The sequence below is a fragment of the Ornithinimicrobium kibberense genome (assembly GCF_006519705.1).
GTDB lineage: Bacteria > Actinomycetota > Actinomycetes > Actinomycetales > Dermatophilaceae > Ornithinicoccus > Ornithinicoccus kibberensis.
In genome coordinates this window covers 175,519-189,680 of record NZ_VFXM01000003.1, presented here as the reverse complement: position 1 = coordinate 189,680, position 14,162 = coordinate 175,519, and the positions used below count along the sequence as shown (strand labels likewise).

15 protein-coding genes and 1 pseudogene are annotated in these 14,162 nt (G+C 74.0%); 12 read left to right on the top strand and 4 right to left on the bottom strand.

Going from position 1 to position 14,162, the window contains the following annotated elements:
• Positions 1-11 precede the first annotated feature (11 nt).
• Together FJR00_RS03720 and FJR00_RS03715 are read left to right on the top strand one after the other, a co-directional pair.
• On the top strand, positions 12-1,163 hold the full coding sequence (locus tag FJR00_RS03720) for a M4 family metallopeptidase (protein WP_141337509.1): 1,152 nt from the start codon (positions 12-14) through the stop codon (positions 1,161-1,163).
• Positions 1,160-1,741 (top strand): mismatch-specific DNA-glycosylase, encoded by a 582-nt coding sequence (locus FJR00_RS03715; RefSeq protein WP_141337508.1) that lies wholly within the window; start codon positions 1,160-1,162, stop codon positions 1,739-1,741. The genes FJR00_RS03720 and FJR00_RS03715 overlap by 4 nt, the downstream gene beginning before the upstream one ends.
• Here FJR00_RS03715 and FJR00_RS03710 read toward each other — a convergent pair.
• Positions 1,738-2,436, bottom strand: coding sequence for a GNAT family N-acetyltransferase (locus FJR00_RS03710; protein WP_202876581.1), 699 nt, complete (start codon positions 2,434-2,436; stop codon positions 1,738-1,740). The two genes, FJR00_RS03715 and FJR00_RS03710, sit on opposite strands and share 4 nt — an antisense overlap.
• Positions 2,437-2,511: 75 nt before the next feature.
• Between FJR00_RS03710 and FJR00_RS03705 the strand changes: the two genes are divergently transcribed.
• The gene (locus FJR00_RS03705; RefSeq protein WP_141337507.1) at positions 2,512-3,615 is read left to right on the top strand and encodes an amidohydrolase family protein; all 1,104 of its coding nucleotides are present in this window, start codon (positions 2,512-2,514) and stop codon (positions 3,613-3,615) included.
• A gap of 33 nt (positions 3,616-3,648) precedes the next feature.
• Here FJR00_RS03705 and FJR00_RS03700 read toward each other — a convergent pair whose 3' ends face one another.
• Together FJR00_RS03700 and aceA are read right to left on the bottom strand one after the other, a co-directional pair.
• On the bottom strand, positions 3,649-5,238 hold the full coding sequence (locus FJR00_RS03700; protein WP_141337506.1) for an aldolase/citrate lyase family protein: 1,590 nt from the start codon (positions 5,236-5,238) through the stop codon (positions 3,649-3,651).
• A 157-nt stretch (positions 5,239-5,395) separates the two neighbouring features.
• The gene (aceA, locus tag FJR00_RS03695; RefSeq protein ID WP_377465521.1) at positions 5,396-6,658 is read right to left on the bottom strand and encodes an isocitrate lyase; all 1,263 of its coding nucleotides are present in this window, start codon (positions 6,656-6,658) and stop codon (positions 5,396-5,398) included.
• A 166-nt stretch (positions 6,659-6,824) separates the two neighbouring features.
• Here aceA and FJR00_RS03690 point away from each other — a divergent pair, with 166 nt between their 5' ends.
• The 5 genes and pseudogenes from FJR00_RS03690 to trmD all read left to right on the top strand — a co-directional run.
• Positions 6,825-8,324: a helix-turn-helix domain-containing protein gene (locus tag FJR00_RS03690; protein ID WP_141337505.1), complete on the top strand. Its 1,500-nt coding sequence runs from the start codon at positions 6,825-6,827 to the stop codon at positions 8,322-8,324.
• 169 nt (positions 8,325-8,493) lie between these two features.
• Positions 8,494-9,021, top strand: coding sequence for a 30S ribosomal protein S16 (gene rpsP, locus FJR00_RS03685; protein ID WP_075958425.1), 528 nt, complete (start codon positions 8,494-8,496; stop codon positions 9,019-9,021).
• 2 nt (positions 9,022-9,023) lie between these two features.
• Positions 9,024-9,266, top strand: a complete 243-nt coding sequence (locus tag FJR00_RS03680) for an RNA-binding protein (protein ID WP_075958424.1) — start codon at positions 9,024-9,026, stop codon at positions 9,264-9,266.
• Positions 9,267-9,374: 108 nt separating this feature from the next.
• On the top strand, positions 9,375-9,899 hold the full coding sequence (gene rimM, locus FJR00_RS03675) for a ribosome maturation factor RimM (protein WP_075958423.1): 525 nt from the start codon (positions 9,375-9,377) through the stop codon (positions 9,897-9,899).
• Positions 9,896-10,606 (top strand): annotated as a pseudogene (gene trmD, locus FJR00_RS03670) (tRNA (guanosine(37)-N1)-methyltransferase TrmD); the annotation flags it as partial. The gene rimM and the pseudogene trmD, both read left to right, overlap by 4 nt.
• Positions 10,607-10,614: 8 nt before the next feature.
• Here trmD and serB read toward each other — a convergent pair.
• Positions 10,615-11,496 (bottom strand): phosphoserine phosphatase SerB, encoded by an 882-nt coding sequence (gene serB, locus FJR00_RS03665; protein ID WP_141337503.1) that lies wholly within the window; start codon positions 11,494-11,496, stop codon positions 10,615-10,617.
• A 235-nt stretch (positions 11,497-11,731) separates the two neighbouring features.
• Between serB and rplS the strand changes: the two genes are divergently transcribed.
• The 4 genes from rplS (at position 11,732) to FJR00_RS03645 (ending at position 14,069) form a co-directional block, all read left to right on the top strand.
• Positions 11,732-12,142 carry a 50S ribosomal protein L19 gene (gene rplS / locus FJR00_RS03660; RefSeq protein ID WP_075958421.1) on the top strand — a complete coding sequence of 137 codons (411 nt, stop codon included), beginning with the start codon at positions 11,732-11,734 and terminating at the stop codon, positions 12,140-12,142.
• Between the two features lie 150 nt (positions 12,143-12,292).
• Positions 12,293-13,030: a signal peptidase I gene (lepB, locus tag FJR00_RS03655; protein ID WP_238330282.1), complete on the top strand. Its 738-nt coding sequence runs from the start codon at positions 12,293-12,295 to the stop codon at positions 13,028-13,030.
• A complete protein-coding gene (locus tag FJR00_RS03650; protein WP_141337501.1) occupies positions 13,027-13,749 on the top strand; it encodes a ribonuclease HII in 723 nt (240 codons plus the stop codon). The genes lepB and FJR00_RS03650 overlap by 4 nt, the downstream gene beginning before the upstream one ends.
• Positions 13,746-14,069 (top strand): DUF2469 domain-containing protein, encoded by a 324-nt coding sequence (locus FJR00_RS03645; protein WP_075958419.1) that lies wholly within the window; start codon positions 13,746-13,748, stop codon positions 14,067-14,069. The genes FJR00_RS03650 and FJR00_RS03645 overlap by 4 nt, the downstream gene beginning before the upstream one ends.
• The last annotated feature ends 93 nt before the right edge of the window (positions 14,070-14,162 follow it).

Below are 14,162 nucleotides of genomic sequence, written 5' to 3'. Positions count from 1 at the left end.
AGGGTGCTGGTATGTCGTTCCCGCGCTGCTCGATCATCCCGCCCCACGTGCTGCAACGGCTCCTGGCGGCCGAGCCCGGGATGCGACCGGCCGTGGAGTTCACCCTGCGGGACAGCACGCAGGTCCGCCACCGGCGCGAGGTCCTGGCCACCCGGTGGCCCGGGGGGCACCCCCCGGCCAGTCAGGGCATCATCACCAGCCCGCTGCAGCAACGGGCTGCGCCCACCGCGCCGGCCACCGACGCCGTTCCCGCCGGGGTGCCCGCGGCGGCGACGCCCCGACGGTCCGTGCACGACGCGGGGCACGGCACGTCCCTGCCCGGGACGCTCGTGCGGTCCGAGGGTGAGGACCCCTCCGGGGACGTCTCGGTGGACGAGGCCTACGACGGCCTGGGCGCGACCTGGCAGCTCCTCGCCGACGTCTACGACCGGGACTCCCTGGACGGCCGCGGCCTGCCGCTCGTGGCCACCGTGCACTACGCGCGCGACTACGACAACGCCTTCTGGGACGGTCGGCAGATGGTCTTCGGCGACGGCGACGGGGTCTACTTCGACCGGTTCACCCGCAGCGTCGACGTCGTCGCCCACGAGCTGGCCCACGGGCTCACGCAGTACACCGCCGGTCTGACCTACGTGGGCCAGCCGGGCGCGCTCAACGAGTCCGCCTCCGACGTGTGGGGCTCGCTGGTCCGGCAGTGGGTGCGGGGTCAGACGGTGGACGAGGCGGACTGGCTCATCGGCGCCGAGCTGTTCACCGACCGGGTCCAGGGGGTGGCGCTGCGGTCGATGGCCGCACCGGGCAGCGCCTACGACGACCCGGTCCTGGGCCGCGACCCGCAGCCGGCGCACATGGACGACTACGTCGTGCTGCCGCACGACGCCGACAACGACAACGGGGGCGTGCACATCAACTCGGGGATCCCCAACAAGGCGTTCCACCTGTTCGCCACCGCCCTGGGTGGACACGTCTGGGAACGGGCGGGGCAGGTCTGGTACGACACCATGACGACGCGTGGCCTCGTGCCGCGCGACGTCGACTTCGTCCGGTTCGCGGACGCGACCCTCGCCGCGGCCCGGCGGCGCTACGGCGGCACGGGCGAGGGCGAGGAGGTGACGCGGGCCCTGCGGGCCGCGTGGGCAGGCGTGGGGGTGCCGGTCGGATGACCCGACGGTTCACCCGCGCCGAGCTGGAGGGCTTCCGGGACGCCGAGGTCCCCGACCTGCTGCCGCCCGACGGCCGTGTCCGGCTGCTCTTCGTGGGCATCAACCCGGGGCTGTGGACCGCGGCCACGCAGACGCACTTCGCCCACCCCGGCAACCGGTTCTACCCGGCGCTGCACCGGGCGGGGATCCTGCCCGGGCCGGTCGACCCCGCCGCCGGCCTGGACGACGCCCAGCGCAAGACCCTGCTCCGTCGAGGGCTGGGGATCACCAACCTCGTCCGCCGCGCCACCGCCCGGGCCGACGAGCTGACGGCGTCTGAGCTGAGGGAGGGCGGCGCCCGGCTCCGTGCCCTCGTCCGGCGCGCGCCGCCCGTCGTCGTGGCGGTCGCGGGCATCACCGCCTACCGGACCGCCTTCGGCGAACGTCGGGCGGTTGTGGGCCGGCAGCCGGAGGACCTCGAGGGGGCGCAGCTGTGGGTGGTGCCCAACCCCAGCGGGCTCAACGCCCACGAGACGGTGGACACCCTCGCCACCGCCTACGCACGGGCCGCCCGGGCCGCGGGGGTCCTCCCCGCCTAGACCGCGGGCCGCAGGCGCGACGGCTTCCACAGCTGCTCGCTGCCCAGCGGTACGAACCCGTGCCGCAGGAAGAACCGCAGCGAGCGGGCGTTGCCCGGCGTGACGGAGGCCACGAGGACCTCCCCGGCGGGCAGCCGGCCGAGGATGCCCTCCAGGAGGACGTCGGCATCACCGCCCTGCGCCTGGATGCCGACCTCGGGCAGCCCGCCGATCCCCAGGGACAGGGTCGCCAGCGCCGTGCTCGCGGGGTCCGGAAGTCCGTAGACGTCCACCTGGTCGCGCCACTCGCCCGCATGGACGGCCCGGTCGGTCTCGGCGAGGTCGGGCCGGTGCACCAGGGGACCGCCCCGACCCGTGCCCCGGCCCACCAGGAGCACGTCGAGCACGTTGATCGGCCCGTCGCCGGCCAGGGCGACGGCGACGCGAGGGTCGTGCGCACCGCCGAACCCGTGGACGCCCAGGGCGGCCAGCTGACCGTCGGTGACGTGCTCGTCCACCACCATCACCGCGTGGCCGGTGAGGGCGACCGCGGCCTCGACCCCCGGCACCCAGGGCGCCGACCGGGAGAAGCCGCCGTCCGCCGCCGGGAAGCGACCCTCCGCCGCGTCGCGGATCAGCTCCCCCAGGTCGACCCGCGGGACCTCCAGGGAGGCACGGGAGGGCGGCGGCTGGGCGGGCTGGTGGGGTCCGGGCACGAGGGTCCAGTCTACCCGGGCCGGGTGCACCGATAGCCTGACCGCACGGCATACCCGCGAGGAGGCGAGGCGCAGATGAGTTCACCGGTGCTGCACGTCAAGGGCCAGGTCCTGGTCGGACCCGAGGAGGTGCTGGACGAGGTCTGGGTGGTCGACGGGCGGTTCAGCCTGAGCGCGCCCACCGGCGGCGACGTGGAGACGGTGCACGGGTATGCCGTCCCCGGGCTCGTCGACGCGCACTGCCACGTCGGGCTCGAGGCGCACGGCGCCGTGGACGATGCCCGCGCCGAGGAGCACGCGCTCGCGGAGAGGGACGCCGGGGCCCTGCTGCTGCGGGACGCCGGCAGCCCGGCCGACACGCGGTGGGTCCAGGAGCGCGAGGACCTGCCGCGCCTGATCCGTGCGGGCCGGCACATCGCGCGCACCAGGCGCTACCTGAGGAACTTCGCCTGGGAGATCGAGCCCGAGGACCTGGTCGAGTACGTGCGGCAGGAGGCCCGCAACGGCGACGGGTGGGTCAAGTTGGTCGGCGACTGGATCGACCGCGAGACGGGCGACCTCGGCGTGTGCTGGCCGGTCGACGTCCTGACGGAGGCGATCGCCGCCGCCCACGAGGAGGGGGCACGCGTCACGGCGCACTGCTTCGGGGAGCAGTCCCTCGTCGACTTCGCCGCGGCCGGGACCGACTGCATCGAGCACGCGACGGGTCTGACCGACGAGACGATCGAGACCTTCGCCCGGCAGCAGATCGCGATCGTCCCGACCCTGGTCAACATCGACAACTTCCCGGCGTTCGCCGAGGCGGGACGGGGCAAGTTCCCGACCTACGCCGACCACATGATGGACCTCTACGAGCGACGCTTCGAGACGGTCGCCAAGGCCCGGGAGGCGGACATTCCCGTCTACGTGGGCACCGACGCCGGCGGGCAGCTGCCCCACGGGCTGGTGGCCCAGGAGGTGGAGGCGCTGACCCGGACCGGGATGACCGCCCTCGAGGCCATCGGGGCGGCCACCTGGTCCGCCCGCGCCTGGCTGGGGCGCCCGGGCATCGAGGAGGGCGAGTCGGCCGACCTGGTCGTCTACCGCGAGGACCCGCGTGCGGACGTGCGCACGATGGCCGCGCCGGACAAGGTCATCCTGCGGGGCGTGAGCCACCGGCACTCCGGCGCACGCGGCTGACCGGCCCGACGCCGCCGGTCGCCCCGGTCGTCCTCAGGCGGCCGACCCGCCCTCGAGCGACCCGGCGGACCGGGAGACCGTGAGCAGGACCTCGTAGGCCTGCACGGACAGGAACGCCGGCGGCTCCTCGGCGACGACGGCGTCCCGCAGGAGCCGCACGGCGTGCTGGAGCAGGTCCTCCCGGGCCCCCCGCCGCCGGATCAGCGCGACCTCGTCCTCCAGCACGCGGTCCAGCAGACGGGTCGACATCGTCGGTCCCTCGGCGAACCGGGTCTCGTGGGCGAGCCACTGCCACAGCTGCATACGGGCCAGCTCGACGGTGCCGAAGTCCTCGATGTGGCCGGCGATCACGGCGGTGCCCTCACCCGCGAGCCACCCGGTCAGGTACGTCAACGACGAGCGCAGCGCCGTCCGCATGCCGGTGAGCGTGGCCGTGCCGGGCAGGGCGCTGACGTCGCGCAGGGCCTCGGGGTCCACGACCACCTGGGGCTCGTCCTCCCCCTGCGCCCGCCACCGGCCGGTCGCGTCCGCGCCCGCCAGACGGTCCCTGTCCTCGAACGGCGCCCGGGCCACCGGCACGAGGGCCGGGTGGAGGGTCCAGGCGCCGTCGAAGCCCTGCTTGGCCTCGCGGGCCTTGTCCCGGTGGACCCGGGCGTGGGTCATCGCGACCGACTCGTCGAACGGACCGCTGGCGGCCAGCGCGATGGGGCCGCCGATGGCCTGCACGCCCCGCCGGTGGCAGGTGCGGACGATGACCTCGGTGTAGGTCCGCAGGAAGCGGGTGTTCATCGTGAACGCGTCCCGGTCGGGCAGGGTGTGGTCCGGGCGGTGGCCGTAGGTGCGCAGGTGGGAGAAGACGTAGTCCCACCGGCCGGCGGCCAGCCCGGTGACCCGGTGGCGCAGCGCGTGCAGGATCTCCTCGAGCTGGTAGACCGCCTGCACGGTCTCCACCAGCACGCTGACCCGCGTGCACCCTGGGGGCAGCCCGAGGGCCTCCTCGCTGCGGGTCAGCAGGTCGTCCCACCAGGCGGCCTCCTCGCCCGTCTCCAGCTTGGGCAGGTAGAGGTAGGGGCCGGTGCCGTTGTCCAGCAGGCCCTGCCCGCACCGGGCGAGGAAGGTGACCACGTCGGCGACGGGTGCGCTCACCGGCTCGTCGTCCACCAGCAGGTGCGCCTCGGGCAGGTGCAGGCCGCGCGGGCGGACCATGAGGGTCGGCACCCTCGGCTCGGGGTCGCCGGCGCGGGAGCCGGCCACCTCGGCGATGACCTGGTGGGCGGCGGTCAGCCGGGCCGGGGTGGGGACCAGCATGTCCTCCAGGTCGGCCACCCAGACGTCGGTACCGGCACCCAGGGCCCCCTTGGCGGCCTCGGCGGTGGCGGGCGTGGCCAGCTCGACGAGGCGGTAGGTCAGGTCGGGCGGAGGGGGGGAGACCCGCCAGGTGGAGTCCTCCCGCACGGCCCGTGTCGCCTCGTCCAGCGCCAGGTCCTCCCCGGCCTGCACCCGCCGGCTGAGGTCCTTGCGGGTCCTCATCAGACGCAGCCGCTCGGGCCGGGTCGAGCGCTCCACGGCGGCCAGCGCCGTCAGTCCGTCGTCGTCCAGCAGGTCGGTGAGGTAGCTGTCCATCGTGCTGTCCTTGCCTCCGGGGCGGTTCTGCGGTCGGGGACGGTGGGCACCGGCCCGTCGAGGTCACGACGGTCCGGCGTGGCCCCGCGGGACGGCGGCACCCGGTGGCCGGCGACGAGGTCGCCGTCGGCCACCGGGTGCACCGTGGTGGGGTCGCTCAGTGTTGGAACTGCTCGGTCTCGGTGGAGCCCGACAGCGCCGTGGTCGAGGACTCCGGGTTGACCGCGGTGCTCACAGCGTCAAAGTACCCGGTGCCGACCTCGGACTGGTGACGCACGGCGGTGTAGCCCCGCTCGGCGTCGGCGAACTCGGCCTCCTGCAGCTCCACGTAGGCGCTCATCCCGGTCCGGGCATAGCCGTGGGCCAGGTGGAACATCCCGTGGTTGAGCGAGTGGAAGCCCGCCAGGGTGATGAACTGGAAGGCGTAGCCCAGCTCGCCCAGCTTGTCCTGGAACTCGGCGATCTCGGTGTCGGACAGGGCGGCCTTCCAGTTGAAGGAGGGCGAGCAGTTGTAGGCCAGCTTCTGGTTCGGGAACTCCTTGTGCAGCTCCTCGGCGAACTCCCGCGCCAGGCCCAGGTCGGGCGTGCCGGTCTCGACCCAGATCAGGTCGGCGTAGGGGGCGTAGGCCTTGGCCCGGGCCAGCACCGGCTCGATGCCGTTGCGCACGCGGTAGAACCCCTCGGAGGTGCGCTCCCCGGTGATGAACGGCTGGTCGACCTCGTCCACGTCGCTGGTCAGCAGGTCGGCGGCGAGGGCGTCGGTGCGGGCGATGACGACGCTGGGCACGTCCAGGACGTCGGCGGCCAGGCGGGCCGAGTTGAGGGTGCGCACGTGCTGGGAGGTCGGCACGAGGACCTTGCCGCCCAGGTGACCGCACTTCTTCTCGGAGGCGAGCTGGTCCTCCCAGTGCACGCCGGCGGCGCCGGCGGCGATCATCGACTTCATCAGCTCGAAGACGTTGAGGGGGCCGCCGAAACCGGCCTCGGCGTCGGCCACGATCGGCACGAAGTAGTCGGTGTCGGTCTCGCCGTCCATCCAGGCGATCTGGTCGGCCCGCTTGAGCGCGTTGTTGATCCGGCGCACGACGGCCGGCACCGAGTTGGCCGGGTACAGGCTCTGGTCGGGGTAGGTCTCGCCGGCCAGGTTGGCGTCGGCGGCCACCTGCCAGCCGGAGAGGTAGATCGCCTCGAGGCCGCCCTTGACCATCTGGACCGCCTGGTTGCCTGTCAGCGCGCCGAGCGCCCGGGTGAACGGCTTGGTCTCCAGGGCCTCCCACAGACGCTCGGCGCCACGGCGGGCCAGGGTGTGCTCCTCCACGACCGACCCGCGCAGCCGGACCACGTCCTCGGCCGAGTAGCGCCGCTGGACGTCGGCCCACCGGGGGTCGGAGGCCCACTGCTGCTCGAGCTCGACGGCCATCTCGGCCGGGGAGAGGCGGGTGTCGTTCGTCCGGGTGGTGGTGGTCATCGTTGAACCCCTGTCTGTCGTGGTGATCGGTCCGTGTTGACAACTGTGCCGCACCACTGGCCCCGCTGCACCCCCGAGGTGGTGTGAACTTTCGCACTTCTTTCGCTATCGTGCACAGATGACTACCGTGCACGAGCGGGTGCTGCCGTTCACCCCGTCCGCCCGGCTGGAGGGGACCGCGGACGGGTCCACGGCCGGCTCGGGGGATCCCGTGGCCCTCGGCCGACGCCTGCGCCACCACCGGCGGGAGGCCGGCCTGACCCTCGCCGCGCTGGCCGGGCGCACCGGGCTGTCGGCCTCGGCCCTGTCCCTGATCGAGAACGGTCGGCGCGAGGCCCGGGTGTCGACCCTCACGGCGCTGGCGCAGGCCCTCGGGGTCGAGGCCGACCAGCTGCTGGCCGGAGCGCCCCCCAGCAGGCGGGCGGCCCTCGAGGTGCGGTGGGAGCGGGCCCAGCGCTCGCCGGGCTTCGAGAGCCTGGGCATCCCCGAGGTGCGGGTCGGCCCGGGACTGCCGGACGACGCCCTGGAGGCGCTGGTGGGGATGTACGAGACGGTGGTCGGCCTGCAGCACCACCGGACGGCCACGCCCGAGTACGCGCGGGCCGCGAACGCCGAGCTGCGTCGGCTCATGCGGGAGGCGGACAACTACTTCCCCCTCATCGAGGAGCGGGCCGCCGAGCTGGCGGCGGTGGTCGACCACACCCACGGCCCCGTCACCCGGGAGGCGGTCAACCGCATCGCCCGGCACGTCGGCTTCACCATCGAGCCGGTCACCGACCTGCCGTCCTCCACCCGCACCGTGACCGACCTGGAGCACCGGCGCATCTACGTCCCCGTCCGTGGCGGCCACGACCTCCGGGCGACCGCGCTGCAGGCGCTGGGCCACACCGTGCTGGGGCACGAGCCCCCGCGCGACTACGCGGAGTTCCTCGCCCAACGGGTGGAGATCAACTACTTCGCCGCCGCGGTCCTGCTCCCGCGCTCCAGCGCGGTGCCGTTCCTGCAGCGGGCCAAGCAGGACCGCGACATCGCCCTCGAGGACCTTCGGGACGCCTACGGGGTCTCGTTCGAGACGGCGGCCCACCGGTTCTGCAACCTGGCCACCCGCCACCTGGACCTGCGGGTGCACTTCATGCGGACCAGCGCCGACGGGGTGGTCTACAAGGCGTACGAGAACGACGGGATCCGCTTCCCGATGGACGCCTCGGGCGCCATCGAGGGTGCCCGGGTGTGCCGGTCCTGGACCGCCCGCGTGGTCTTCGAGCAGCCGACGGGGGAGGTGTACCACCAGTACACCGACACCGGTCGCGGCACGTTCTGGTGCACGGCCGTGGCGGAGCAGACCCCTGCCGGCCGGTTCTCCGTTGCCGTCGGCGTGCCCTTCGACCAGGTGCGCTGGATGCGTGGCCGGGACACCACCCAGCGGCGGGTGTCGGGGTGTCCCGACCCGCGCTGCTGCACCCAGCCACCGCCGGAGCTCGCCCGGCGCTGGCAGGGCAAGGTGTGGCCCAGCGCCCGGGCCCACTCGCACCTGCTGGCGGTCATGCCTCCCGGCGTCTTCCCGGGGGTCGACGACACCGAGGTCCTCGGGTTCGTCGCCGAGCACGCCCGGCAGTGAGGTCCCGCCGGGCGGTTGGGGAAGACGTCGGTGTCTGGCACAATGGACCGCTGTACCCGTCCGGTCGCCCCGGCTGGACCGGACGCCTACACACCGGGCCACGACTCCCCGCAGTCATTCCCCTGCGGTCTCGCCGTGCCCACAACCCAGAACAGGAGACACCCCACACGTGGCTGTCAAGATCCGCCTGAAGCGCATGGGCAAGATCCGTGCACCGTACTACCGCGTCGTCGTCATGGACTCGCGCACCAAGCGCGACGGCCGTGCGATCGAGGAGATCGGCAAGTACCACCCCACCGAGGAGCCCTCGCTCATCGACATCGACTCCGAGCGGGTGCAGTACTGGCTCGGCGTCGGCGCCCAGCCGACCGAGCAGGTCGCCGCCCTGCTCCGGGTGACCGGTGACTGGCAGCGGTACAAGGGTGAGCCCGGCGCGGAGGGCACCCTGAAGGTCAAGGAGCCCCGGCCCGACAAGAAGGCCCTGTACGAGGCGGCCCTCGCGGCCGCCGACCAGGACGACGCCGACGCCCCGGCCACCAAGCGCCGCAGCAAGAAGGACAAGGCCGAGGAGCCCAAGGCCGACGAGGCGAAGGCCGAGGAGCCCAAGGCCGAGGAGACCGCGCCCGCCGCGGACACCGACTCCTCGGCGGCGTCCACCTCCGGCGACGAGGCGGCCGAGCAGACCGAGCAGGCCTGACCGTGCTCGAGGAGGCGCTGGAGCACCTGGTCAAGGGCATCGTGGACCACGACGGCGACGTGACCGTCCGGACCCGCGGCGCCCGGCAGGGGGACATCCTCGAGGTCCGCGTGCACCCGGACGACCTCGGCCGCGTCATCGGCCGCCGAGGTCGCACCGCCAGCGCGCTGCGCACGGTGGTGGGCGCCCTGGCCGGCGGTCAGAAGGTCCGGGTCGACATCGTCGACACCGACCGTCAGCGCTGAGCCCACGCCCGCTCCAGCACGGCCCGCCCGGCGCACCCGCGCCCGGCGGGCCGTGCTGCGTCCGGCCCCACCCCATACCCTGCAGTTCCCCCACAAGGGAGGTAGCCCATGGTCCAGGACCGGCCGGAGATCGTCGCCGCACGCGTCGGGAGGCCGCACGGCCTCCGCGGGGAGGTCACCGTCCAGGTGCACACCGACGAGCCCGGACGGCGCTTCGTGCCGGGGGCCGAGTTCGCCACCGACCCCGTCGAGGCCGGTCCGCTGCGGGTGCGGTCGGTGCGGGTCCACCAGGGCATCTACCTCCTCGGGTTCGAGGGGCACCCCGACCGCACCGCCGCCGAGGCGCTGCGGGGCACCCGCCTGCTCGTTCCCGACGAGGACGCCGGGGACGACGAGGCCTGGCGCGAGGAGGAGCTGCTCGGCCTGGCCGTCGTGCTGCCGGACGGGACCCCCCTCGGCACCGTGACCGCCCTCCACCTGCGGCCCGCCCAGGACCTGCTCGAGGTCGACACCGGGAGCGGCAGCGTGCTCGTGCCCTTCGTCGAGGAGCTGGTCCCGGAGATCGACGAGGAGGCCGGGAGGGTCGTGGTCGACCCGCCGCCGGGCCTGCTCGAGCTGGGGGAGGGGAGGTGACCCTCCGGATCGACGTGGTGACGATCTTCCCCGACTACCTCGCGCCGCTGGACCTCTCGCTCATCGGCCGCGCCCGGCGCGACGGCCTGGTCGAGGTGCACGTCCACGACCTGCGGACGTGGACGCACGACCGGCACCGGACGGTCGACGACACCCCTTACGGCGGTGGCGCGGGCATGGTGATGCGGCCGGAGCCCTGGGGGGAGGCGCTGGACGAGATCTGCTCCGCCGTGCCCGGCCGGACCCCCCGGATCGTGGTCCCCGGTCCCGGCGGGGAGCCGTTCACCCAGGCCGAGGCCCGGCGGATGGCGTCGGAGGAGGACTGGCTCGTCTTCGCCTGCGGCCGCTACGAGGGCATCGACGAACGGGTCTACGAGGAGTTCGCCGGGCGCTACCCCCTGTCGGTCCTCAGCCTGGGCGACTACGTGCTCAACGGGGGCGAGGTGGCCGCGCTGGCGATGACCGAGGCGGTCGTCCGACTGGTCCCGGGGGTCGTGGGCAACGAGGCCTCCCTCGTCGAGGAGTCCCACGAGGACGGTCTCCTGGAGTACCCGGTCTACACCAAGCCGCCCGTGTGGCGGGGGCGTGAGGTCCCGGCCGTGCTGCTCTCCGGGCACCACGGGCAGATCGCCCGGTGGCGCCACGAGCGGCGGGTCGAGCGCACCGCGCAGCGCCGGCCGGACATGCTGGACCGCCGCGCCGCCGGCGACGGGCCTCAGCGGCCGACGATCTCCGCCTCGGAGTAGCCCTGCAGGTACAGCAGCGCCGTGAGGTCCCCGTGGTCGACCCGGACGTCGCACTGCTCGGCCACGACCGGCTTGGCGTGCAGCGCCACCCCGGTGCCGGCCAGCCCCAGCATCCCCAGGTCGTTGGCCCCGTCGCCCACGGCGATCGCGTCCCGGGGTCGCAGCCCGAGCCCGGCCGTGATCTCCCGGAGCGCCGCGACCTTGGCCTCCGCGCCGAGGATCGGCTCCTCCACCTCGCCGGTGAAGACCCCGTCCTGCTCCTGCAGCACGTTGGCGCGGTGCTCGTCGAACCCCACCCGTGCCGCCACCTCGGCGGTGAACGGGACGAAGCCCCCCGAGACCAGGGCCGTACGGGCCCCGTGGGCGCGCATGGTGGCGACCAGCTCGCGGGCCCCGGGGGTCAGCGTGATCCGTTCGGTCAGGACGGTCTCCACGACCGAGGTGGGCAGGCCCGCCAGCAGCGCGACCCGGGCCCGCAGGGCCTGGGCGAAGTCCAGCTCGCCGTTCATCGCGGCCGCGGTGATCGCGGCCACCTCCTGCCCCACCCCCGCGTGCGCGGCCAGCTCGTCGACGCACTCCTGCTGGACGATCGTGGAGTCCATGTCGGCGAGCAGCACCCGACGCCGCACGACCTGCGGCTGGACCACCGCGTCCACGCCCCGGTCCGACCAGGCCGCGCGCAGGTCGCGGAGCTCGTCGTCCCCGACGCGGCCCGCGAGCGGGACCTGCACCGCCACCCCGGTGGCCAGCCACCGGGGCTCCCCGGGGTCCCACGCCACCGGCAGCCCCTCCGCCGCGGTGCGGGGGAGGCGGGTGCGGGCGGGGTCGGTGAGGAGCGTCAGCACGGGCACGCGCCGATCGTAGGCCGACGGTGACGGACTTGGACGCCCGGCCGGGGTCTGGCAGACTTGACCCTTGCGTCCCGGTCCGGTTCGCCGAAAGCCTCGCGCCCCTGCCACAGGGGGAGCCGCGCGGGGGACCCGGCCCGCGCGACACCCACCGACACCGTCCGTGCCGGCCCCCGGGCCCGGCGGACCAGAGTGCCGTGGCCGACCTGTGGCGGCCATGAGCAGCAGGAGACGAACCATGCACCAGCTCGACGACGTCAACGCCGCCAGCCTGCGGACCGACCTGCCCGACTTCCGGGCGGGCGACACCATCGACGTCCACGTCCGGGTCATCGAGGGCACCCGCTCCCGGATCCAGGTCTTCAAGGGCGTCGTGATCCGCCGCCACGGTTCCGGGGTGGGCGAGACCTACACCGTCCGCAAGGTCTCCTTCGGCGTCGGCGTGGAGCGCACCTTCCCGCTGCACTCGCCGAACGTGGAGAAGATCGAGGTCGTCAGCCGTGGCGTCGTCCGGCGCGCCAAGCTCTACTACCTGCGCGACCTGCGCGGCAAGGCCGCCAAGATCCGCGAGCGTCGCGAGTCCGGCCCCGCGCCGAAGAGCGCCGCGAAGGCCGCCGCCACGGCCCAGAAGGCCGACGAGCAGGCCTGACCCGCCCGCGCACCGCATACCCGATCCCCCGCCCGGCACCGACCGGCGGGGGATCGGCGCTCTCCCAGCCCGGCGGGTTAGGGTCGTCCCGGCCCCGCCGCCCCGGTGCCACGGGGGAGGATCCCCGCCGACGAGATGAGGACCACGCAGGTGAGCGACCGCACCAGCCACGACGCGCAGCCGCACGCCGCCGGGGCCGGGCCCTCCCGCACCGGCGGGTTCTGGCACGGCGTGCGCGAGGTCGTCCTCATCGCGGTGACGGCCCTGGTCATCTCCTTCGTGGTCAAGACCTTCATCGCCCAGGCCTTCTACATCCCCTCCGGGAGCATGGAGGACACGCTCGCCGTCGGGGACCGGGTCATGGTGAGCAAGATCCAGGCGGGCCCCCTGGCCGTGGACCGGGGCGACATCGTCGTCTTCGAGGACCCGGGAGGCTGGCTGGGCCCGATGCCCCGGACCGAGCGCGGACCGGTCGTCGAGACCGTCCTCGACGTGCTGCGGTTCGTGGGGGTCGCCCCCGCCGACGAGGGCAACCACCTCATCAAGCGGGTGGTCGGGACCCCGGGGGACGAGGTCGTCTGCTGCGACGACCAGGACCGGATCACCGTCAACGGGCAGGCCCTCGAGGAGGACTACCTCTTCCCGGGGGACGTGCCCAGCACCACCCCGTTCCAGGTGACCGTTCCCGAGGACCATGTCTGGCTCATGGGCGACCACCGCTCCAACTCCCGGGACTCCCGGGCGCACGACGGCGGTACCGGTGAGGGCGCGGTCCCCCTGGACCACGTGGTCGGGCAGGCGTTCGTGCTGCTCTACCCCTTCGACCACGCCACCTGGTTCACCGTCCCCGACACCTACGCCGACGTCCCGGAGCCGGAGGGGCGATGACGTCCACGACGGCCCGACCCCGCCGGGGTGCCGGCACCTCGGGACGACCGAGCCTGCGCGTGGAGCGGTCCCTGCACCGGGAGGGGTATGCCGTGCTCGCGGGCATGGACGAGGTCGGACGCGGGGCGCTGGCCGGGCCGGTCACGGTCGGGGTCGTGGCCGTCGACCCGCACTGCCGCAGCGCGCCTCCCGGGGTGCGCGACTCCAAGCTGCTGACCCCGGCGGCCCGGGAACGGCTGGTCCCGGCCATCCGGCGGTGGTGCGTGGCCTGGGGGGTGGGCCACGCCACCGCCCAGGAGATCGACGCCGTGGGCATCATGTCGGCGCTGCGGCTGGCCGGCGAGCGGGCGCTGGCCCAGCTGCTCACCGGTGTCGACCTCGTCCTGCTGGACGGCAGCCACGACTGGCTCACCGACCCCGGCCGGGACGGGCTGCTCGGCCTGCTGGACGACCGGCCCGCGCCGCCGCCGGTGCGCACGATGGTCAAGGCCGACCTGCGCTGCTCCTCGGTGGCCGCGGCGTCGGTCCTGGCCAAGGTGGAGCGGGACGCGATGATGGTGCAGATGGCCGAGGAGCACCCCGCCTACGGGTGGGACCACAACAAGGGCTACGCCGCCCGCGACCACCAGGAGGCGCTGCGGCTCCTGGGGCCGTGCGCGCAGCACCGCCGCACCTGGCGGCTGGCCGGCTCGGACCTGGACGAAGGGAGTGCGCGATGAGCGCGGAGGACCTGGAGAAGTACGAGACCGACATGGAGCTGGCGCTCTACCGCGAGTACCGCGACGTCGTCGGGCTGTTCTCGCACGTCGTCGAGACCGAGCGGCGGTTCTACCTGGCCAACGAGGTGGACGTGCAGGTGCGTACCGGCGGCGGGGAGACCTGGTTCGAGGTGACGATGGCCGACGCCTGGGTGTGGGACGTGTACCGCCCGGCCCGTTTCGTCAAGCAGGCCCGGGTCATCACCTTCAAGGACGTCAACGTCGAGGAGCTGGCCAAGTCCGACCTCGAGGTGCCCAAGGAGCCCCCCTTCGGGCGGTAGCCCCGACCGGCCCTCCACATCGTCGGGGCCCGTCCCGTCCCGGTCCCCAGGGGGCGCTCGCCCGGTGGTCCGCCGCGGGTCCGCCGCGTTGAC

What these genes read in the sequence shown, in the direction of transcription:
- FJR00_RS03720 (WP_141337509.1), top strand. Translation starts at nt 12, where the DNA reads ATGTCGTTCCCGCGCTGCTCGATCATCCCGCCCCACGTGCTGCAACGG.
- FJR00_RS03715 (WP_141337508.1), top strand. Translation starts at nt 1,160, where the DNA reads ATGACCCGACGGTTCACCCGCGCCGAGCTGGAGGGCTTCCGGGACGCC.
- FJR00_RS03705 (WP_141337507.1), top strand. Translation starts at nt 2,512, where the DNA reads ATGAGTTCACCGGTGCTGCACGTCAAGGGCCAGGTCCTGGTCGGACCC.
- FJR00_RS03700 (WP_141337506.1), bottom strand. Translation starts at nt 5,238, where the DNA reads ATGGACAGCTACCTCACCGACCTGCTGGACGACGACGGACTGACGGCG.
- aceA (WP_377465521.1), bottom strand. Translation starts at nt 6,658, where the DNA reads ATGGCCGTCGAGCTCGAGCAGCAGTGGGCCTCCGACCCCCGGTGGGCC.
- FJR00_RS03690 (WP_141337505.1), top strand. Translation starts at nt 6,825, where the DNA reads ATGACTACCGTGCACGAGCGGGTGCTGCCGTTCACCCCGTCCGCCCGG.
- rimM (WP_075958423.1), top strand. Translation starts at nt 9,375, where the DNA reads ATGGTCCAGGACCGGCCGGAGATCGTCGCCGCACGCGTCGGGAGGCCG.
- rplS (WP_075958421.1), top strand. Translation starts at nt 11,732, where the DNA reads ATGCACCAGCTCGACGACGTCAACGCCGCCAGCCTGCGGACCGACCTG.
- FJR00_RS03650 (WP_141337501.1), top strand. Translation starts at nt 13,027, where the DNA reads ATGACGTCCACGACGGCCCGACCCCGCCGGGGTGCCGGCACCTCGGGA.
- FJR00_RS03645 (WP_075958419.1), top strand. Translation starts at nt 13,746, where the DNA reads ATGAGCGCGGAGGACCTGGAGAAGTACGAGACCGACATGGAGCTGGCG.